The organism is Burkholderia sp. LMG 13014 (assembly GCF_905232215.1).
Taxonomy (GTDB): Bacteria; Pseudomonadota; Gammaproteobacteria; order Burkholderiales; family Burkholderiaceae; genus Burkholderia.
In genome coordinates this window covers 1-19,068 of record NZ_CAJNKE010000068.1, presented here as the reverse complement: position 1 = coordinate 19,068, position 19,068 = coordinate 1, and the positions used below count along the sequence as shown (strand labels likewise).

The 19,068-nt window shown below is 66.0% G+C and carries 19 protein-coding genes and 1 pseudogene; 10 read left to right on the top strand and 10 right to left on the bottom strand.

Going from position 1 to position 19,068, the window contains the following annotated elements:
- The 7 genes from JYJ84_RS11140 to hchA all read right to left on the bottom strand — a co-directional run.
- The coding region (locus JYJ84_RS11140) for a hypothetical protein (RefSeq protein ID WP_205189188.1) at positions 1-210 on the bottom strand (210 nt) is incomplete at its 3' end.
- Entirely contained in the window at positions 207-971 is a 765-nt protein-coding gene (locus JYJ84_RS11135; protein WP_175222135.1) for a hypothetical protein, read from the bottom strand. The genes JYJ84_RS11135 and JYJ84_RS11140, both read right to left, overlap by 4 nt.
- Positions 972-973: 2 nt before the next feature.
- Positions 974-1,495, bottom strand: coding sequence for a PAAR domain-containing protein (locus JYJ84_RS11130; protein ID WP_175222136.1), 522 nt, complete (start codon positions 1,493-1,495; stop codon positions 974-976).
- A 389-nt stretch (positions 1,496-1,884) separates the two neighbouring features.
- Positions 1,885-2,280, bottom strand: a complete 396-nt coding sequence (locus JYJ84_RS11125; RefSeq protein WP_374102099.1) for a hypothetical protein — start codon at positions 2,278-2,280, stop codon at positions 1,885-1,887.
- A gap of 333 nt (positions 2,281-2,613) precedes the next feature.
- On the bottom strand, positions 2,614-3,699 hold the full coding sequence (locus tag JYJ84_RS11120; RefSeq protein ID WP_175222138.1) for an ATP-binding protein: 1,086 nt from the start codon (positions 3,697-3,699) through the stop codon (positions 2,614-2,616).
- Positions 3,700-3,701: 2 nt separating this feature from the next.
- The gene (locus JYJ84_RS11115) at positions 3,702-4,439 is read right to left on the bottom strand and encodes a response regulator (RefSeq protein ID WP_175222139.1); all 738 of its coding nucleotides are present in this window, start codon (positions 4,437-4,439) and stop codon (positions 3,702-3,704) included.
- 243 nt (positions 4,440-4,682) lie between these two features.
- Positions 4,683-5,564, bottom strand: a complete 882-nt coding sequence (hchA, locus tag JYJ84_RS11110) for a glyoxalase III HchA (protein WP_174956644.1) — start codon at positions 5,562-5,564, stop codon at positions 4,683-4,685.
- A gap of 458 nt (positions 5,565-6,022) precedes the next feature.
- Here hchA and JYJ84_RS11105 point away from each other — a divergent pair, with 458 nt between their 5' ends.
- Positions 6,023-7,687, top strand: a complete 1,665-nt coding sequence (locus JYJ84_RS11105; protein ID WP_175222140.1) for a fatty acid--CoA ligase — start codon at positions 6,023-6,025, stop codon at positions 7,685-7,687.
- 33 nt (positions 7,688-7,720) lie between these two features.
- Here the strand turns inward: JYJ84_RS11105 and JYJ84_RS11100 are convergent, their stop codons facing one another.
- Positions 7,721-8,140 carry a nuclear transport factor 2 family protein gene (locus JYJ84_RS11100; RefSeq protein ID WP_175222141.1) on the bottom strand — a complete coding sequence of 140 codons (420 nt, stop codon included), beginning with the start codon at positions 8,138-8,140 and terminating at the stop codon, positions 7,721-7,723.
- Between the two features lie 329 nt (positions 8,141-8,469).
- Here JYJ84_RS11100 and JYJ84_RS11095 point away from each other — a divergent pair, with 329 nt between their 5' ends.
- Positions 8,470-11,238: a LuxR C-terminal-related transcriptional regulator gene (locus tag JYJ84_RS11095; protein WP_175222142.1), complete on the top strand. Its 2,769-nt coding sequence runs from the start codon at positions 8,470-8,472 to the stop codon at positions 11,236-11,238.
- A gap of 43 nt (positions 11,239-11,281) precedes the next feature.
- Here JYJ84_RS11095 and JYJ84_RS11090 read toward each other — a convergent pair whose 3' ends face one another.
- Positions 11,282-12,175, bottom strand: coding sequence for a LysR family transcriptional regulator (locus JYJ84_RS11090; RefSeq protein WP_236027188.1), 894 nt, complete (start codon positions 12,173-12,175; stop codon positions 11,282-11,284).
- A 173-nt stretch (positions 12,176-12,348) separates the two neighbouring features.
- Here JYJ84_RS11090 and JYJ84_RS11085 point away from each other — a divergent pair, with 173 nt between their 5' ends.
- The 3 genes from JYJ84_RS11085 (at position 12,349) to JYJ84_RS11075 (ending at position 15,068) form a co-directional block, all read left to right on the top strand.
- Complete coding sequence (locus tag JYJ84_RS11085; RefSeq protein ID WP_175222219.1) at positions 12,349-13,380, top strand: NAD(P)H-quinone oxidoreductase; 1,032 nt, start codon at positions 12,349-12,351, stop codon at positions 13,378-13,380.
- A 231-nt stretch (positions 13,381-13,611) separates the two neighbouring features.
- Positions 13,612-14,595, top strand: coding sequence for a LysR family transcriptional regulator (locus JYJ84_RS11080; protein WP_175222143.1), 984 nt, complete (start codon positions 13,612-13,614; stop codon positions 14,593-14,595).
- Positions 14,596-14,651: 56 nt separating this feature from the next.
- Complete coding sequence (locus JYJ84_RS11075; RefSeq protein ID WP_175222144.1) at positions 14,652-15,068, top strand: BON domain-containing protein; 417 nt, start codon at positions 14,652-14,654, stop codon at positions 15,066-15,068.
- An 80-nt stretch (positions 15,069-15,148) separates the two neighbouring features.
- Here the strand turns inward: JYJ84_RS11075 and JYJ84_RS11070 are convergent, their stop codons facing one another.
- Positions 15,149-15,595: a PaaI family thioesterase gene (locus tag JYJ84_RS11070; RefSeq protein ID WP_175222145.1), complete on the bottom strand. Its 447-nt coding sequence runs from the start codon at positions 15,593-15,595 to the stop codon at positions 15,149-15,151.
- 135 nt (positions 15,596-15,730) lie between these two features.
- On the opposite strand from JYJ84_RS11070, the gene JYJ84_RS11065 reads away from it, so the two are divergent.
- The 5 genes and pseudogenes from JYJ84_RS11065 to JYJ84_RS11045 all read left to right on the top strand — a co-directional run.
- Complete coding sequence (locus tag JYJ84_RS11065; RefSeq protein WP_175222146.1) at positions 15,731-16,231, top strand: N-acetyltransferase; 501 nt, start codon at positions 15,731-15,733, stop codon at positions 16,229-16,231.
- 195 nt (positions 16,232-16,426) lie between these two features.
- A complete protein-coding gene (locus JYJ84_RS11060) occupies positions 16,427-17,101 on the top strand; it encodes a histidine phosphatase family protein (RefSeq protein WP_122948500.1) in 675 nt (224 codons plus the stop codon).
- A gap of 19 nt (positions 17,102-17,120) precedes the next feature.
- Entirely contained in the window at positions 17,121-18,152 is a 1,032-nt protein-coding gene (locus JYJ84_RS11055; protein ID WP_175222147.1) for a phosphotransferase, read from the top strand.
- Between the two features lie 58 nt (positions 18,153-18,210).
- Positions 18,211-18,975, top strand: a complete 765-nt coding sequence (locus JYJ84_RS11050) for an SDR family oxidoreductase (protein WP_122949672.1) — start codon at positions 18,211-18,213, stop codon at positions 18,973-18,975.
- 7 nt (positions 18,976-18,982) lie between these two features.
- Positions 18,983-19,068: pseudogene (locus JYJ84_RS11045) on the top strand (3-oxoacyl-ACP reductase); the annotation flags it as partial.

Below are 19,068 nucleotides of genomic sequence, written 5' to 3'. Positions count from 1 at the left end.
GAAGTATCTCCTCCCCCTCTCCTCTGCCTTGGTTGCTTGTTCAATATTGGCCGTCAAATTGATTTTCCTCTTGTAATTTTTTACTGTATTTCGAAAATCCCTCCAATCAATAACAACGTCCCCATTTAAATCTGACTCGAAAGCATGGACGTGGAAGGGTGCAGAGGAAAGCAAAAGTGAGCAAGCAAAGTGCACCGATCTTTTGATCATTGCCGATTCCTTTCGGGTTTACCTTTGACAATCAGTGTACCCACGCCGTTGCCGTCCCCGCTACGGTGACTAACGAGCATTTCGTGAATTGAAGACCAGCTACTTAAGCTCAAGACAGTCGCGCAACCTTCAGACACATTGCCCACGTGAACGTATCGACTATTGTTGCCATACGAAATTGGAAACCACACTTGATGATGGGACAGCCTTGGATATTCAGCCTTGTACTGATTGGTGTAGTCTTTCTTGTGAGGAAAGTCAGGCAACAAGATCGAGTATGTCCCTGGCGGAATAGGATGGAAGTCGCCATTCCAACTGGTGTTCATTGTGACTTCAAAATAAATGCCGCCGAGAGTTCCGCTTGCTAATTGTTGTTGCAACGGCTGATTTCGAGACTTTGAGAACCATCTGGGGTCAAAGTGTCCGTAGGTCACAACCAACTCGACAGGCTGCTGCTTGGGAGCTGTTTTCCCAAGATACTCATTTGCATTATCGTCAGACAAGAATGATACTTGTCCTTTCGATTCCCCCTCAAGCACTTTGAAGTAAGTCCGGCCGCTCTTGCTTCCGATGAGCATGACTTTGCAATACTTGAAAAGTGATTTCCACTGAAAACGTGGGAGATCATCGCTCCCGACAAGTAACCAACCGCTGTCGGCATCAACTTTGTTGATATATCGAATTACGTCGGCGCTGATTCTTTGGGCACTTAGCGGAGCAGTATTTGTGGAGGCGTCACCTCGCCAGGTTGGATTTGCCATCGTTAGTCCTTGCTATGGCTGGTGAGTATGTGATCCGTATCAGGTTCGATAGAAAGTCCTAACGTCTCCGCAGAAATCACGCGGTCAGTGCGTCCGTTGATATCGGTGATCCCGAGAATAATCGCGCCGTCTGCTGTAGTAATTTTATATGGCATATCCGGAATTGGATTGCCGTCCAGATCGTGCAAGATGAACTGTTCGTCGTAGCCCGAGCCGCTTGCAAAGGCGGTATGGGCAATTACCAGGCTGGCAGGAGCAGCGCGTGCAATGAGCTTCGCGCCGCAGGTTGTTAAGTGGTCTTCTGTAGCCACTGGTAGTTCATTATCGGTGAAGCTTTCCACCCCTTGGGCGACCTTGAAAATATGAGGTGAGCATTTTGGGCATGTAACAAGGTCGCCGACGCGCACTATGGGAATGTCATTCCAAGTATGGAAAGGGCTTCCGGAGATGACGACCCCTCCATGGGTCGTAAGATCTCCCACTACGATCTGAGATTTTCCATTTATGTTTGTGCGCATGTTCATCGAGAGACCTCCAATTCTTAAGAGAAATCTCCGCCGCAGCCGCCAGCTAGATTTCTGAGTGCAAGTCGTTTTGGTGGGTATTGCGGATATAGGCTGTCACGTTTGATGAATACTTGAATATGGGATGCGTCTGAAAAAATATCGGATACGTCTGTTTTTAGTACGAAGATTGGTTTTTTGTTGCTCGTTATTTTGTGGATATTGCTTTCGACATGAGTACGCTGACGTTCGATTACATCCGAACGTCAGTTTTCCTCATTGGCCCACGTTGAGTCGAACCAAGGGTGGGTGTGAGCGCTCCGAGTCGATCTCCACGACCGTACAGCGGCGAGTCCTCGACCTGGCGCTCCAGCTAGCCGGCTTGAGCAAGATGCATGAGCACGGCAGCGTTACGCGCGGGATGGCCATGAGGCGCTGATGGGTTGGACGGCACGGGCCGTAGGCTGACCTTCAGCGCGGCCGCTGATGCTGAGCGGCAAACGGATCTTGAACTGACGGCGCATGTTGGACAGGTGGACTGCTTGGAGGCACTGCTTGATTTCCTCGGCAGGCAATGCACGTTCACGCGAAAGGGCCTTGTAGACGTGCTGCATCGGTAATGCCATCACCGGGTTGGCCGAGATCAGCCTGCATGTCACTGCGTAGTCGAGCATGTGTTTGAGCAGACCACGCACCTTGGCGCGCTGTTTCTTCTGGGCGGGCGACTCGCCAACTATTGCCATTTGCGATGTGCCATCGCGCATGAGCCTTGTGTTCTTGAGGGTAAGCGCCGGGTACTTGCCCAGCGTGAGCTTTTCGTATTTGCCGGTCAGTCTGTAGCGGTAGCGCTAGACCATGCCGCCTGTTGGAAATACCTCCAGATACAGGCCGCGATCATCGCTGACGGTATAGGTCTTGTCCCTGGGCGAGTGCCTTCAGGGCGGTGTCGGTGAGTGCCATCTTCTTCCTTCGTATGTCCAAGTAGAGGATGGCTCAGGCCAAAATCGTTACTTGGACATAAAACCAGACGGCTTGCCGTGAGCATCACCAGAACTTGATATGCAAGAAACCTGGTATTCATGCGGGTTTCAAGGGTCTTTGTGGTCCTTGATGGAACCCGGTGGATGTCAGGTCATTGACTAGGCCGGAAAGCGCTCGTATTCCGGCGCCGGCACGAGGTTGTCGGGCCACTGCACTTCGAACCGCGTGCCGCCCGCGCCGGTCGGCACGCACACCGCTTCGCCGTGATGCGCATGCGCGATCGCCGCGACGACGGCGAGCCCAAGGCCGCTGCCGCCGGGCTGCGTGTCGTCCGCGCGCCGGAAGGCCTTGAACACGTGCGGCGCGAAATCGGCCGCGATGCCGGGGCCGTCGTCCTCGACACGCAGCCGGCACATTCCTGCTTCGATGCGCGTCTGGATCCGGATCGCGCCGGGCACCGCATGGCGGCGCGCGTTTTCCAGCAGCGCCAGCAGCGCCTGACGGATACGCACCGGGTCGCAGCGCATGCGCCGCGTGTCGAGATCGAGCACCGGATGCTGGCCGGCGGCCTGCAATGCGTGCGCAAACACGTCGACCACGGTGCGCACCTCGGCGGCGAGATCGGCGTCGCGGATCTCGATGCTCAGGTGGCCGCCATCCGCGAGGCTGACCACGCGCAGATCCTCGATCAGCCGCGTCAGCCCTTCGACCTGCGTGAGCAGGCTGCGGAACTGCGCTTCGTCGGGCTTGAACACCCCTTCGGCGAGCCCCTGCAGGCGCCCGCGCAGCACCGTGACGGGCGTGCGCAGCTCGTGCGCGATCGCGGCGTTCCAGATCGCCTGCTCGTTGGTCACGCGCTGCAACTCGTCGGCGAGCGCGTTGAAGTTGTCGGCGAGCAGCGCAGCTTCGTGCAGCGAGCGGTCGCCCGTGACGGCGCGCGCGCCGAGATCGCCGCGCGCGACGCGGCGAATGCTGTCCGTGACCGAGTTGAGCGGCACGAGGATGCGGCGCGCGAGATTGACGGCGACCGCGACCGACAGCGCGAGGCCGACCGACGTGGTCGCGATCAGCCATAGCCATTCCGGCGCGGTCGGCAGCCAGTTCTTCGTGTTGAAATGCGCGGGCCAGTAATTGAACGCGACGTAGTAGAAGACGGTGGCGGTGAGCACCATCAGCAGTGTCACGCCGAACACCATCCCGGCCATGGTCAGCGCGATCTGCCGGCTCAGGCCATCGAGCTTCACGTTCAGCTCCAGAGCTTGTAGCCGACGCCGCGCACGCTGACCGGCACGCCCTGCACGCCGAGGTCGTCCAGCTTCTTGCGCAGCTTGCTGACGTGGCTGTCCACCGTGCGTTCCAGCGCGTCGCCTTCCGGCAGGCAGGTGGCCATCAGCTCGGCACGGCTGAACACGCGCCGCGGCGCGCGCGCGAGCTGCGCGAGCAGCTTGAATTCGGTGAGTGTCAGCACGAGCGTGTGCCGTTCGCCGTCCACGTCGAGCGTGGCTTCGTGGTGTTCGAGATCGATCTCGAACGGTGCGACCCGCAGCACGCGCTGTTCTTCCTGGCGGGAGCCGGCCATCGAGCGGCGCAGCACCGCCTGCGCGCGCGCGACGACTTCGGCGGGATTGAACGGCTTCACCACGTAGTCGTCGGCGCCGATGCGCAGGCCGGTGAGCTTGTCGATGTCCTGGTCGAGCGCGGTCAGCATGATGACGGGCGTGTCGCCGCGATGACGGATTTCGGCGAGCACCTTCCAGCCGTCGACGTGCGGCATCTGCACGTCGAGCAGCACGAGGTCGGGCTTGAGCTGCAGGTGCAGTTCGAGTGCGCGGCGGCCGTCGGCCGCGTGCACGGTGCGCAGGCCGCCGCGCGCGAGATAGGCGGTCAGGATCTCGGCGATCTCGGGTTCGTCCTCGGCGATGAGGACGAGCGCCTGGGCGTCCTGGCCGGCACTGGCAGGGGGCGGGAGATCAGGCTGGGCCATACGTGTGAGTCCATTGGGGTTTCCATCGAGTCGCCATACTACCGCATGGGAAACGCCGTCGAGCAGAGGTCGGGCGGCGTTGCGCGCCGGCCCGTGCCGGCGCGTTCACGAACGATATGGCGCTGATGGCCGGCCCGACGAGACCGGCCCGCGCTCGCGGCGGCGGGCAGGCCCCCTGTCGGCTACGTGAAGGTGCGCGAAGCGTATCGCGCCCGCGGTGCCGACCGACCGCGGTGCGCCGTGTCAGTGGCCGACTTCCTTCAGCAGCGCGGCGGCCGCGAGCTTGCCGATGCCGTTCGACGCGAGCGGGCTGTCGCCCGTGATCAGCTTGCGGTCCTGGTGGCAGCGGCCGGTCATGTCCTTGTTGAGCACCTTCGCGCCGAGCTTTTCCAGGCTTTGCGCGACGAGCCACGGCAGCGGGCCCGGCATGTAGCCGATCTCGAGGTTCGGGCCGGTGTCGAGCGCATCCGGGAACACGCACATCTCGTAGCCCTTGAACGGGTAGTCCTGCGGATCTTCGTCCACGGCAGCGGACAACAGGCTCGCGGGCCCGTGGCACAGCGTGATGATGTGCCGGTCGTAGTCGAGCGCCCAGTGCAGCGCGCGCTTCACGTCCTTGCTGTACGGAATGCCGGCGAGCACGCCATGGCCGCCGGGGATGAACACGGCGATGTACGGCGATTCGGCGCCAGGGTCGGCGTCGAGCACGTCGGACAGTTTCAGCGGCGCCTTGAGCTTCGGCAGGTACTTCCGGTACGTGCTCTGCACCGCGGCGTCGTCGCCCGGCATCGCCCAGAGTTCGAGTTTCGCGGGGTTGCCCGACAGCGTCGCGATATCGATCTCGAAGCCGGCCTGGTCCATGTGATGCATCGGCAGCAGCATTTCGACCGGATGATTGCCGGTCGAGAACATCTTGCCGTTCGTCATCAGGATGTAGCGCTCGTCGGTCGCGATCATCAGCACCTTCCACTTGCCGCCCGTGTACGGATTCGGGTAATCCGCGCCGGTGAAGTCGGTCTTCGACGACGTGTACTGCGACAGCGAATACGGGGACGGAAAGTACGCGTTGTTTTCGGCCGGATCGGGCGTGGGCGTTCGGTCCATTTGCGGCTGTTCGGAAGTCATGGCTGCTCCTTTCTCGGGGGGACGGATTGAGGATTCGGCATGGAAAACGGCCAAAACACGTGCATTGCGCATGCACGGTTTCGAATCGGCGGCGTGGGCCTCCGTTCATGCCCGGGGCGAGGGGATGCGCGCCCCGAACGACCGGTTGCGCGCCGTCATGAATCGTACAGCGGCACCCGTCGCGCTACGCCCCCCCGATCAGGTGGGTCGTGGCATCGCGCCGCGCACCTGGCGCACACCGTCGTGGATACGCCCGGCACGTGACGCGCGGATGTCCGCCGGGCCGGCGCGCAACCGCCGACTCCCCCTGACAGGGGGGGGCGCCGAAGCCGGTGCGTCGGGTATCGTGGCCGCACTCGCGAAGACCGGCCCCGGCGCACGCACGGGCCGAGCCGCCCGCGGGCGCGCATTTTTGCCCGGCCGGCATCGTGCCTGACCGGTCGCTTCTGGAGCCATTCATGAATCCGTCACAGCCGCATTTGCACGATGCGCCGGCTTCGTCCGCGCATGCGTATCCGCTGCTGATCAAGCAGCTGCTTCACACGCCGCTCGCCACGCGGCCCGAACAGGAGATCGTGTACGGCGATCACGTCCGGCACGATTACTGGACGTTCCGGCATCGCATCGGACAACTGGCGAGCGGGCTGGCGTCGCTCGGCGTCGGCGCGGGCGATACGGTCGCCGTGATGGACTGGGACAGCCATCGCTACCTGGAGTGTTATTACGCGATCCCGATGATGGGTGCGGTGCTGATGACCGCGAACGTCAGGCTGTCGCCCGACCAGCTGCTGTATACGCTGAACCATTGCGGCGCGCGTGTCGTGCTGGTGCATCGCGACTTCCTGCCATTGCTGGACGGTATCCGCGACCGGCTCGATGCGGCGCAGCACTTCGTGCTGATCGCGGACGGCGCCGAGACCGAACTGCCCGACGGTTTCGCCGACGAATACGAACGGCTCGTCGCGGCCAGCTCGCCCGATTTCGCGTTCGGCGATTTCGACGAGAACACCCGCGCGACGACGTTCTATACGACCGGCACGACCGGGCTGCCGAAAGGTGTCGCGTTCAGCCACCGCCAGCTCGTGCTGCACACGCTGGCGGGGATGGCCGCGCTGTCGAGCGCGCGCGATCGCGGGCGCCTGCATCGCGACGATGTCTACATGCCGATCACGCCGATGTTCCACGTGCACGCGTGGGGTCTGCCCTACATCGCGACCACGCTCGGGCTCAAGCAGGTCTATCCGGGGCGCTACTCGCCCGACGGGCTGCTGGCGCTGATCGCGCGCGAGTCGGTGACGTTCTCGCACTGTGTGCCGACCCTGCTCGGCATGATCCTCGACTGCCCCGCGTCGGCGTCGGTCGATCTCTCGTCGTGGAAGGTGGTCGTCGGCGGCTCGCCGTTGCCGGAAGGGCTCGCACGTGCGGCGCTTGCGCGCGGTATCGACGTGTACACCGGCTACGGGATGTCCGAGACCTGCCCGCTGATGACGATCGCCCAGGTCGATGCATCGCCGATGGCGAACGGCACGGCCGACGACGACCTCGCGCGCCGGACCAGGGCGGGGCTGCCGCTACCGCTCGTCGACCTGCGCATCGTCGATGCGCAGTTTCGCGACGTGCCGCATGACGGCCGTGCGGCCGGCGAGGTCGTCGTGCGCATGCCGTGGGCGACGGCCGGCTATCTCGGCGACGCGCCGGCGTCGGCGTCGTTGTGGGCCGGCGGTTATCTCCATACGAACGACATCGGCGTGATCGATCCGGAGGGCCGGCTGCAGATCACCGACCGGATCAAGGACGTGATCAAGACGGGCGGCGAATGGGTGTCGTCGCTGGAACTCGAGGACATCCTGTCGCGCCATCCCGCCGTACGCGAATCGGCCGTCATCGGCGTGAAGGACGCGCGCTGGGGCGAGCGGCCGCTCGCGCTCGTCGTGCTGGCCGACGACCAGGTGGGGCGAGTCAGTCCGGCCGAGTTGCAGGCGCACGTGAAGCAGGTGGCCGATCGCGGGCTGATTTCGCGATACGCGGTGCCGGAGCGGCTGCTGATCGTCGACGCGATCGAGAAGACGAGCGTCGGGAAGATCAACAAGCGGGCGCTGCGGGAGCGCTACCAGCCCGCGTGACGATGCGGCCGGCCGGGCGCCGGCCGCATCCGTTCATCCGAGTGTCGTCTTGCCGAGATCCTCGAAGAGCCGGACGTTGTCCCAGTAGGCGGCCAGCCGCGCAATGCGGCCGTCGGCATCGAACTCGAACACGAACGCGTGCCGCAGCGTGAACGACCGGCCGCGATTCCGGATGCCGAGAAAGTCCCGCGCCTGCGTGCCGCGGATCGTGACCTCGGCGGTGGCATGGCGGCCGGCATCATCCGCATGAATGGCGTCGATCCCGTTCGACAGGTCCGGGAATGCGTCCAGCAGCGCGCCCCAGGTCATCCTGCCGTGCGTGGCGACCGGCGCGGCCGCACCGGCCGGCACGTAGTCGAGGCTGGCAGCGGGGGAAAAGAGCGCCAGCATGCCTTCGATGTCGTGCTGGCGATACCGGTCGAAAAAGGTGGCGACGACGTCGCGACTGTTCATGCGGACTCCTGGTGGAAAGGCTGGGCAGCGGCCCCGACGGGCGGCGCGAGCCGGCCGTGCAGGACACCTTCCGGTCAGGATGGGGCGACTTTCCCGGCGCGGTAGCCCCCCGAATGGGGGGCTGAACCGCACCGTCCGATCGAGAACAATGCGAGTCCTCCCGTTCGACCGGCGCGCGCCGCGGTACGGACATCACCTACTTTTGACGGCCGCCGCCGTGTCGCTATGCTGTTTCGGCGCGCGGCGGCTCCGCGCCGCGCACCGGGCCGCATGGCGGCCCGGCCTTCCAGGCGGACGTACGCGCGCAGCGCAAGGAGAACAGGAACAGCATGACGTCCAGCGACAGCAGACAGGCAGCAGGGCCTGCGGACGCCGACGGGATCGAAGTGCTGGTGCGCACCAAGCTCGCACCGGCATCGGCCCGTGGAATCGTGTCGCGCATCGCGCGCTTCGGCCGGCTCGCGCGCGGCCTCGATCGCCGGCTGACGCTCGTGTGCGCACCGGCCGGGTACGGCAAGACGACCGTGCTGGCGGAGTGGCGCCACGCGCTCGTGGCGACGAACGTGAAGGTCGCCTGGGTGAGCCTCGACCAGGACGACGACAACGCGTCGATCTTCTCGTCGTACGTGGTGGCGGCGATCGTCGATGCGACGGGCGGTGTCGGCGGCCGCGCGCAGCGGCTGCTGCGCGACCGCGCGCTGATTCCGCTGAAGATCGTGTTCGATGAACTGCTCAACGAGCTGGAGGTCGCGGGCACCGAGCTGGTCCTGATGCTCGACGACTACGACCGCCTCGCGTCGCCCGTCATCCACGACGCGATGTTCGAGTTGCTGCGCTATGCGCCATCGAACCTGCACGTGGTGCTGTCGTGCCGCTCGGCGCCCGCGTTGCCGCTCAGCTATTTCGAATCGCGCGACGAACTCGTCCGGGTCGACGAAGAGGATCTGCGCTTCGACGATGCGGAGACGCGCGCGTTCTTCGAGCGCGTCGCCGGCAAGCCGCTCAGTGCGGACAACATCGGGCGGCTGCGCGCGGCCACCGAAGGCTGGGTGTCGGGCCTGCAGCTCGCGGCGCTCGCGTTGCGCGACGACAACGATGCGGCGCGCGTCGCCGAGCAGGTCAGCCATGCGCGCGGCGGCATTGCCGCGTACCTGAACGAGAACGTGATGACGCAGGTGCCGGACGCGATCCGTCATTTCCTGCTCTGCACGGCCGTGCTGGACCGCATGACGCCCGCGCTGTGCGATGCGCTGACGGGCCGCGACGATGCCGTCGCGTGCCTGGAATGGCTGAGCGCGCACAACCTGTTCATCCGCTCGGTCGACGGTGGCCGTCGGAGCTATCGCTATCACGCGCTGTTCCTGCAATACCTGCGCGAGGAGCTGACGTTGCGCCGGCCGGACGACGTCGCCGCGCTGCATCGCCGCGCGAGCGTGTGGTACGCGGCCGAGCGGGAATGGCCTGATGCGGTCAGGCATGCGCTCGCCGCCGGTGATTTCGACGCGGCCGCCGGCTGGGTCGAAGCGTGCGCGATGAAGCTGATCGCCGCGAGCGATGTCCGCACCGTGCTCGACTGGGTGTCCCGCCTGCCGGAGCCGGCGCTGGCGGGCCGCCTGCGGCTGCGGATCGCCCACGTATGGGCATTGGCGTTGTCGATGCAGATGGTCGACGCGCGCCGCGCACTGGAGGCGATCGAAGCCGATATCGACGCACGGCGGCTCGGCACGGATGCGATCACCGCGACCGAATTGCTCGGCGTCCGCTCGCTCATCGCGGGGCTGTCGGACCGGAGCATCGAGTCGCTCGAGCTCGGCGAGCGCGTACTGGCGGCCGGCCCGCCGGCCGGCTCGTGGGTCGAGCAGATCGGGCAGACGACGCTCCTCTTCGGGCTCGGCTACGCGGGCCGCCTCGACGACGCGCTCGACCTGCGCACGCGCGCAGAACGGGCGGCGTCGGGCCAGGAGCCGCTGTTTGCGCATGTCTATCGGCAGAACATGTCCGGCCTCGCCGAATTCGTCGCGGGCCGCCTGCACGATGCGTCGAAGACGTTCGAGACCGCGCTACGCGGCGCGGAACGCTCGGCCGGGCGGCTGTCGGCGGCGACGGCGCTGTCGGCCGGCTACCTGTCCGCGATCTATTACGAATGGAACGACTGGCCGAAGGTGCGCGAAGCACAGCGCGACCGTTTCGACATCGCGATGCAGGCGTGTTCGCTCGGGCCGCTGCTGCGGTTCATGCAGACGGCCGCGGTGCTGCAGTTCCGGTCGGGCAACGAGGCCCGCGCGCACGAGATGCTCGACGAAGCCGATCACATCGCCTGCAGCCGGCAATGGTTGCGGCTGCGCGTCGCCTGCATGGCGACCGGTGTTCGGCTGCATGTGAGCGCGGGGAAGCTGACACAGGCTCATCGTGTCGGGCGGGCGCTGGCGGCGCTGGTGTCGGCTGAACCACCGGAAGCCGCGTCGAGCTACGTCGAGACGTGGCAGATGGCGCAGTCCGCGCGGGCGCGGCTGCTGCTTGCCGATGCGCGCGCGAACGAGGCGGCCGAGGTCATGGCCACAGTGCACGACGTGCTGGCCGCGCGCGGGTTCGACTGGTTCGCCGCGCAGGCCGCCGTGCTGCGCGCGGTCGCGCTCGAACAGGCCGGGCAGGAAGATGACGCACTGGCCGTGCTTGCCCCTGCGCTCGAATATGGGCAAGGCAACGGGCTCGTGCGCACGTTCGTCGACGAAGGCGCCGTGGCCGAACGCCTGACGGCGCGCGTGCTGAAGCGGGCCGACCGGTTTCCGGCGGTCGGCGCCTGGTATCTGCGCGAACTCGTCCGTGCATTCGATGCGGACCGCGCGTCGAACGCCGCGCCGGCCGCACGGCCCGGCACGGCCGGCAACCTGAGCGCGCGCGAGGTCGAGATCCTCGATTACGTCGCGCGCGGCCTGTCGAACAAGGAGATCGCCCGCGCGCTGCGTGTTGCGCCGGAGACGATCAAGTGGCACCTGAAGAACATCTTCGAGAAGCTCAACGTCACGTCGCGCATCCAGGCCGTGCGAAGCGGGCTGGCGCTCGATGCGTCGTCCCGCACGCGCGTCGGCGACGAGTAGGCGACGGCGGGCGGCGCGCTGACGTCGACTCGCCGCGATGGGCTCATCGATGCGCGTCGAACGCGGACACGATCTCGTCGATCGTCGCGCGGATGCGCGCGGTATGGCGCAGGTCGCGATGCGTGACGAGCCAGACCTCGTAGGGCGCTTCCCGCATCTGCGCGGGCCAGATGCGGGCAAGGCCGTCGCGTTCGCCCATGTGCACCGGCACTTCGCCGATGCCGAGGCCCGAGCGCAGCGCGGCGCGCATCATCAGGCTCGAATTCATCCGCCCGACGATGCGCCCTGCAGCGATCGGCTCGCCGGCGATCGCCGGCTTCCGGCTCGCTTCGACATACGGCTGGTAGACGACCAGGTCGTGCCCCGCGAACGCGCTGCCGCGCACGGGCTCGCCATGCCGTTGCAGGTAGTCGTGCGACGCGAACAGGCCCATGTCCCAGCACGCAAGGCGGCGCGCGACGAGATCGGGGTTGTCGGGCCGCACGGTGCGCACCGCGATGTCGGCCTCCCGTTTCGCCAGGTTCAGCACTTGAGTCGACGTGTTCAGCGACACGCATACGTCGGGATGCTTCGTATGCAGCCGGGCGATCGACGGCATCACGAATTCGAGCGCGAGCGCATCGGTCGTCGTGATCTTGACCTCGCCGGCGAGCCGCCGGTCGACGCCCTGCGTCAGCCGGACGAGTTCGTGCGCGTGCAGCTCCATCGCCTCGGCGGCGCGCAGCGCCAGCTCGCCGACCGGCGTGGTCAGGTAGCCCTTCGACGAACGCAGGAACAGCGTGGCGCCGAGCATGTGCTCGAGTTGCGCGAGCCGGCGCCCGACCGTCGCCTGGTCGACCCCGAGCGTTTGCGCCGCGCGGCGCAACGTGCGTTCGCGATGAATCGCGAGGAACACGCGTGCGTCGTCCCAATTCATCGCTTGTGCTGACTGATGCATTTTTGCATTCCTCGTTCGGCAATTCACTGCGTGCCCGCGAGCGGCACCGTCCCTAGACTGTCTTCACACCCATTGCGATGCCGCGATTCGAGGATGATCCGCGAATCGGCCGCGCATCGACGAACGTTGAGGATCATATCGTGACTGATGACGTGAAAACCCTGCCCGCCGACATGACGGCGATCGAAATCGTGCATCCCGGCGGCCCCGAAGTGCTTGTACCGACCACGCGTCCCGTGCCGTCGCCGGGCCCCGACGAAGTGCTGATCCGCATTCACGCGGCCGGCGTGAATGGCCCCGACGTGTTCCAGCGCAAGGGGCTGTACGATCCGCCGCCCGGCGCGTCCGACATTCCCGGTCTCGAGATCGCCGGCGAAGTCGTCGCGGTCGGCCACGACGTCACGCGCTTCGCGATCGGCGACGAGGTCTGCGCGCTGATTCCGGGCGGCGGTTACGCGGAATACGCGGTGGCGAACGAGAGCAATACGCTCGCGATTCCCGAAGGCCTCGACATGACGGAGGCGGCGGCGTTGCCCGAAACCTTCATGACGGTCTGGCTGAACCTGTTCCAGCGCGGCCAGTTCGCGGCCGGCGACAGCGTGCTGATTCACGGCGGCGCGTCGGGCATCGGCACGACCGCGACGATGCTGGCGAAGGCGTTCGGCGCGTCGACCATCATCACGACGGTGGGGTCGGAAGCGCAGCGCGACGCGAGCCTGCGGCTCGGTGCGGACCTCGCGGTCGAGTACCGCAACGAGGATTTCGTCGATGCCGTGAAGCGCTTCACCGACGGCAAGGGCGTGGACGTGATCGTCGACATCATCGCCGGCGACTACGTCGCGCGCAATTTCGCGGCAGCCGCGATGAACGGCCGCATCGTCCAGATCGGCGTGATCAACGGGCCCGCGAAGGAGCTCGACCTGTTCCCGATGCTCACCAAGCGTCTCACGCACATCGGCTCGACGCTGCGCTCGCGCACCTACGAGGAGAAGGCACAGCTCATCCGTGAACTGGAGGAAGCCGTGTGGCCGCTGATCCGGCAGGGCACGGTGAAGCCGCAGGTCTACCAGACCTTCGATCTCCGCGATGCGAGCGCCGCGCACGCGCTGATGGATTCCGGCCGCCATATCGGCAAGATCGTGCTGCGCACGCCGGCGGCGGATCGGGCGCCGGTATCCGCCGCAGGCGGCAAGCATTCCACATGACGGGGCCTCGCTTCAGCCCCCCGGATGGGGGGCTGAAGGCAACGCGGCGAATGACGACAATCGGTACCACTGAACATGACGGCGTGCGACGCGAGCGATGGCCCAGGGGCACGTCGACACATCGCGGGCCGCGGTTCGAAACCGAGGCCGCGCCGCGCGGCCGGGCGCGGGATGGCCCGAACGTGCGTGCGTGGCGGATGTCGCGACGGCCGCGATGGACGATGAATCGAAATGGACATGCTTGAAAACATGCGGACGTTCGTGCGCGTCGTGCAGGCGGGAAGTTTCACCGCCGTCGCGAAGCAGTCCGACATGGCGACCGCTCAGGTGTCGCGGGCCGTAGCCAGCCTGGAGGACTACGCGCAGATCCGGCTGCTGAACCGGACGACCCGCAAGATCGCGCTGACCGACAACGGGCGGCGCTATTTCGAACGCCTGCTGGCGATTCTCGGCGACGTCGACCAGGCGAACGCCGAAGCGCGCAATGCACTGGTCCGCCCGTACGGGCGGCTGCGCGTGCATACGATGCCGGGGCTCGGGCAGAGCCACGTGACCGCGTCGGCCGTCGCGTATCAGGCGATCTTCCCCGAGGTGTCCGTCGAAATGACGTACTCGCAGCGGCTGCCGAATCTCGTCGAGGAAGGGTACGACGTGTCGGTTGTCACCGCGTCGAGCCTGCCCGATTCCGGCTATATCGCGCATTCGTGCGGACGGAGCTACAGCGTGCTGGTCGCGTCGCCAGCCTATCTCGCGCGGCACGGTACGCCGCGCACGCCGGCCGAACTCGCGGGCCATGCGTGCCTGTGCCTCGATACGCCTGCCGACGCGAATGGCGAATGGCGGCTGCACGGAGCGGGCGGGGACGTCGCGGCGCACACCGTGACCGCCGCGTCGTTTCACGCGAATGCGCCAGAGGCGCTGTCGATCGCGCTGCGCGCCGGGCTGGGCATCGGCCCGCTTGCGATCTATTCGGTCATCGACGATTTGCGCAGCGGACGGCTCGTCCGCGTGCTGCCCGATTACCGGCTGACGATGCTCGACGTCTATGCGATGTTCGCGTCCCGGCGCTTCGTGGACGCGAAGATCCGCACCTTTCTCGACCACCTGCGCGCGACGCTGTCGCCCGCGCTGGCGGCCGACGAACACGCGCTCGAATCGATCGCCGCGCCGCGCGGCCGGGCGCGCACCCGCGCGATGTCGGGTGCGGTGGCCTGACCGCTTTCCCCCGCAGTATCCCCCCGCAGTTATGTTCGATCCTTGAGGAGAATTCGATGAAGATCCGTCTTGCCGTCGTTGCAGGTTTTGTCGCGCTGTCGCCGATCCTGGGCCATGCGCAGTCCGGTGCGCCCAATGCGGATGTGTCCGGCCCGCAACGGGTCACCACGTCGCCGGTCGCATCGTCCGTTGCGTCACCTTCACCGTCGGCGGCGGCGCGGTCGGCGAAGAAGGCCGATCGCGCCGCCGATCGCGCGTTCGCGAAGAAGGTCCGCCAGGCGATCACGAAGGCGCCCGGCATCGGCGGCGCGCAGGTCACCGTGTTTGCGAAGGCGAAGACGGGCGACGTGACGCTGGCCGGGCAGATCACGGACCAGGCGCAGGATCAGGTCGCGGTGGATGCGGCCCGCCAGGTGCCGGGTGTCACGTCCGTGAAAAGCCGGTTGCAGTTGCGTCTGGAAGGCTCGCAGTAACGGGCATGTGCCCCGGGCGGCTACGTCCGGGGCATTCGTTGGATGAATGACGCACCAGGGCGCGCGCAGGCGCCGCCCCATCACGTGCGATCGCTCTTCCCGTGCATCACCATGATGGTCTGCTGCATGACCGCGCACAGCGTTTCCCTGTCGCTGGTGACGGCGAAGACGTCCGCCTTCGTGACGATCAGCGTGCGTCCCGGCCGGATCACCTCGCCACGCGCGATCAGCTTGTCGCCCGCGGCAGGCGCGACGAGGTTGATCTTGTATTCGACGGTCAGCACCGACGCATCGGCCGCCACCGTGGTCATCGCCGCGTAGCCGGCGGCCGAATCGGCGATCATGCCGACCACGCCGCCGTGGATGAAGCCGTGTTGCTGTTCGATGCCCTGCCAGTGCGGCACGTGGATCTCGGTTCGTCCGATGTCGATCAGCGGCATGCTGGCCTGGATCAGACGCATCGCGTGCTGCTTGTCGAAACTGGCGGCGACGGATTCGAAGTAGTTCGGGTTGAGGGCGTCGGTCATGGCGTGTCGAGCGAGGTGGGCTGCGGCGGGCGCGGAGGCTGGGCGCAAGCGCGCTTGCGGGATTGTCCGGAAGCGTAACGCAAAAGGAATGCCGTTCGCCCTAGAATCGGCTCTCCTGCCTCCGACACCCATTCGATGCTGATGCTCACAATCCACCGGCTTTCCGGCGAGTCGGCCAGCGACCGTGCCGACGTCTGGAGCGTCTTTACCGAAGCGCCTTCGTACACGCAATGCGTCGAAGGCCGTTTGCCGACCGAGGAAGACGTCGACGATTTTTTCGTCGGCAAGCCCGCCGCCAAGGCGGCGGCCGACAAATCGGTGTTCGGGTTGTGGGTCGACCAGCACATGATCGGCTGTGCGGATGTCATCCGCGCCTATCCGGACGACGACTGCCTATGGATCGGCCTGCTGTTGCTCTCGGAAGCGCATCAGCGGCACGGTTACGGCAAGGCTGCATTGGGGTTGCTCCTCGACATGGCGAGGGAATGGGGCTACCGCGTGGCACAGCTGGCCGTCATTTCGACCAATCCTCGCGCCCAGGCCTTCTGGCAGCGCGAAGGCTTCGACGAGATTCGGCGCACGGTGAATCCGAGGTTTACCGGCGACGTGATCGTCATGCAGCGCCCGATCCGGTAGCGGGCACGCCAGCCGACCCGGAGCGACCAAAAGCCGTTGGTCCGTTCGTCCCACCGCGGATCACCGCACCCCAAGGCCCTCCCGACTGCGGGCGCCCTGCAATTCACCCAATGAATACCCCCGGATTCAGAAAATAAAGTTTAAAAATGCGTGCCTGCCCCCTATGCTGAATCCTTCTGATCTGGCGGGCATGCGATGGCTGAACTTTTTCTGGTACGGCACGGGCAGGCGTCCTTCGGCACGGACGACTACGACCGGTTGTCCGCGGCGGGCGAGCAGCAGAGCGTCTGGCTTGGCGAATACTTCGCGCAGCAAGCGCTCACATTCGACCGCGTGATCTGTGGCACGCTGAACCGCCACGCGCAGACGGTCGACGCGATCCTGCGCGGGATGGGCCGGGAAGGCACGCCGGTCGACCGCCACCCGGGCCTGAACGAATACGACTTCCACGGCCTGTTCGCCGCCGCCGCACACGACTACCCGGAACTCGCCCGCCTCGCGGCCGGCTCGATGAAAGAGCATTTCCGCGCGCTGCGGCAGGTGCTGCAGCTCTGGTCGGAAGACAAGCTCGGCGATGCGGCCCCCGAGACCTGGGCGCACTTCCAGCAGCGCGTTTCCGATGCCCGCGCGGCGATCCGCCACGGCGGCGGCCAGCGCGTGCTGGCGGTGAGCTCCGGCGGCCCGATCGCGGTCACCGTGCAGCAGGTGCTGGCCGCGCCGCCGTCGAGCGCGATCGCGCTGAACCTGCAGATCCGCAACAGCAGTCTTTCGCAGTTTTTCTTCAACGCCGATGCGTTCCACCTCGCGTCGTTCAACGGCATCCCGCATCTGGAGGATCCCGAACGACACGCGCTGCGAACCTACGGCTGACCCACGAACGATCGCGACGATGACGAACCCTACCCAGCAACTCGACGTAGCCCGCCTCACGCGCTATCTGGAAGCGCACGTGCCGGCCTTCGAAGGCCCGGTCGACACGGAGAAGTTTGCCGGCGGCCAGTCGAATCCGACTTTCCTGCTGCATGCGAAGAGCGGCCGCTACGTGCTGCGCCGCCAGCCGCCGGGCGAACTGTTGAAGTCCGCGCACGCGGTCGACCGCGAATTCCGCGTGCTGAGCGCGCTGTCGGGCACCGCGGTGCCGGTCGCGCGTCCGTATCACCTCTGCGAAGACCGCGACGTGATCGGCAGCATGTTCTACGTGATGAGCTACGAGGACGGCCGGATCTTCTGGGATCCCGCGCTGCCGGAATTGCCGAAGGCCGATCGTGCGGCGTGCTACGACGCGTTGCTGCAGACGATGGCCGCGTTGCACGACATCGATGTCGATGCGGTGGGCCTCACCGACTACGGCCGCCCCGGCAACTACTTCGAGCGCCAGATCGGCGTGTGGACGAAGCAGTATCGCGCGGCGGAAACGGAGCGCCTCGACGCGATGGAAACGCTGATCGACTGGCTGCCGAAGGCGTGCCCCGCCGACACGGGCCGGCCGACGCTGGTGCATGGCGATTTCCGGATCGACAACCTGATGTTCGCGCGCGACAGCTATCGCGTGCAGGCCGTGCTCGACTGGGAACTGTCGACGCTCGGCAACCCGCTCGCCGATCTCGCGTATCTCTGCATGTGCCTGCGGCTGCCGTCCGGCGGGCAGGTGCGCGGGCTCGCGGGCCAGGATCGCGCCGAACTCGGCGTGCCGGACGAAGCGGCGATCGTCGCGCGCTATTGCGAACTGCGCGGCATCGAGCCGATCCGCGACTGGCACTTCTACCTCGCATTCAGTTTCTTCCGGCTCGCGTCGATCGCGCAGGGCGTGAAGGCGCGCGCGCTGCAGGGCAACGCGTCGAGCGAGCAGGCGCTGCGCGTCGGCGAGATGGCCGGGCGGCTCGCCGAACTGGCCGTCGGCGTGATCGACGCGCATCGCTGACATCGCGGGTTTCACCGCGCGGTGGCACGACAACACATCAATGGAGGAGCACAGCAACATGGCAACGAATCTGTTCGACCTGACGGGCAAGATCGCCCTGGTGACGGGCGCGAGCCGCGGCATCGGCGAGGAAATCGCGAAACTGCTCGCGGAGCAGGGTGCGCACGTGATCGTGTCGAGCCGCAAGCTCGACGATTGCCAGGCCGTGGCCGACGAGATCGTCGCGGCAGGCGGCCGCGCCGAGGCGCTGGCCTGCCACGTCGGGCGGCTCGAGGACATCGCCGCGACGTTCGAGCACATCCGCGGCAAGCACGGGCGCCTCGATATCCTCGTGAACAACGCGGCCGCGAACCCGTATTTCGGGCACATCCTCGATACCGACCTCGCCGCGTACGACAAGACGGTCGACGTGAACATCCGCGGCTACTTCTTCATGTCGGTCGAGGCCGGCAAGCTGATGAAGACGCACGGCGGCGGCGCGATCGTCAACACCGCGTCGGTGAACGCGCTGCAGCCGGGCGACCGGCAGGGCATCTACTCGATCACGAAGGCCGCGGTCGTCAACATGACGAAGGCATTCGCGAAGGAATGCGGGCCGCTCGGCATCCGCGTGAACGCGCTGCTGCCGGGCCTCACGAAGACGAAGTTCGCGGGCGCGCTGTTCGCGGACAAGGAAATCTACGAGACCTGGATGGGGAAGATCCCGCTGCGCCGCCATGCGGAGCCGCGCGAAATGGCCGGCACGGTGCTGTATCTCGTGTCGGACGCGGCGAGCTACACGAACGGCGAATGCATCGTCGTCGACGGCGGCCTGACGATCTGAGCGCGCGATGAAGATCGACAGCTACGCCGGGCAAGCCGTGATGATCACCGGCGCCGCGAGCGGCTTCGGCGCGTTGCTCGCGAGCGAGCTGGC

Excerpts from the sequence above, each read along its gene's own strand:
- JYJ84_RS11135 (WP_175222135.1), bottom strand. The coding sequence starts at position 971 with ATGGCAAATCCAACCTGGCGAGGTGACGCCTCCACAAATACTGCTCCG.
- JYJ84_RS11130 (WP_175222136.1), bottom strand. The coding sequence starts at position 1,495 with ATGAACATGCGCACAAACATAAATGGAAAATCTCAGATCGTAGTGGGA.
- JYJ84_RS11115 (WP_175222139.1), bottom strand. The coding sequence starts at position 4,439 with ATGGCCCAGCCTGATCTCCCGCCCCCTGCCAGTGCCGGCCAGGACGCC.
- hchA (WP_174956644.1), bottom strand. The coding sequence starts at position 5,564 with ATGACTTCCGAACAGCCGCAAATGGACCGAACGCCCACGCCCGATCCG.
- JYJ84_RS11105 (WP_175222140.1), top strand. The coding sequence starts at position 6,023 with ATGAATCCGTCACAGCCGCATTTGCACGATGCGCCGGCTTCGTCCGCG.
- JYJ84_RS11100 (WP_175222141.1), bottom strand. The coding sequence starts at position 8,140 with ATGAACAGTCGCGACGTCGTCGCCACCTTTTTCGACCGGTATCGCCAG.
- JYJ84_RS11095 (WP_175222142.1), top strand. The coding sequence starts at position 8,470 with ATGACGTCCAGCGACAGCAGACAGGCAGCAGGGCCTGCGGACGCCGAC.
- JYJ84_RS11090 (WP_236027188.1), bottom strand. The coding sequence starts at position 12,175 with ATGCATCAGTCAGCACAAGCGATGAATTGGGACGACGCACGCGTGTTC.
- JYJ84_RS11085 (WP_175222219.1), top strand. The coding sequence starts at position 12,349 with ATGACGGCGATCGAAATCGTGCATCCCGGCGGCCCCGAAGTGCTTGTA.
- JYJ84_RS11080 (WP_175222143.1), top strand. The coding sequence starts at position 13,612 with ATGGACATGCTTGAAAACATGCGGACGTTCGTGCGCGTCGTGCAGGCG.
- JYJ84_RS11075 (WP_175222144.1), top strand. The coding sequence starts at position 14,652 with ATGAAGATCCGTCTTGCCGTCGTTGCAGGTTTTGTCGCGCTGTCGCCG.
- JYJ84_RS11070 (WP_175222145.1), bottom strand. The coding sequence starts at position 15,595 with ATGACCGACGCCCTCAACCCGAACTACTTCGAATCCGTCGCCGCCAGT.
- JYJ84_RS11065 (WP_175222146.1), top strand. The coding sequence starts at position 15,731 with ATGCTGATGCTCACAATCCACCGGCTTTCCGGCGAGTCGGCCAGCGAC.
- JYJ84_RS11060 (WP_122948500.1), top strand. The coding sequence starts at position 16,427 with ATGGCTGAACTTTTTCTGGTACGGCACGGGCAGGCGTCCTTCGGCACG.
- JYJ84_RS11055 (WP_175222147.1), top strand. The coding sequence starts at position 17,121 with ATGACGAACCCTACCCAGCAACTCGACGTAGCCCGCCTCACGCGCTAT.
- JYJ84_RS11050 (WP_122949672.1), top strand. The coding sequence starts at position 18,211 with ATGGCAACGAATCTGTTCGACCTGACGGGCAAGATCGCCCTGGTGACG.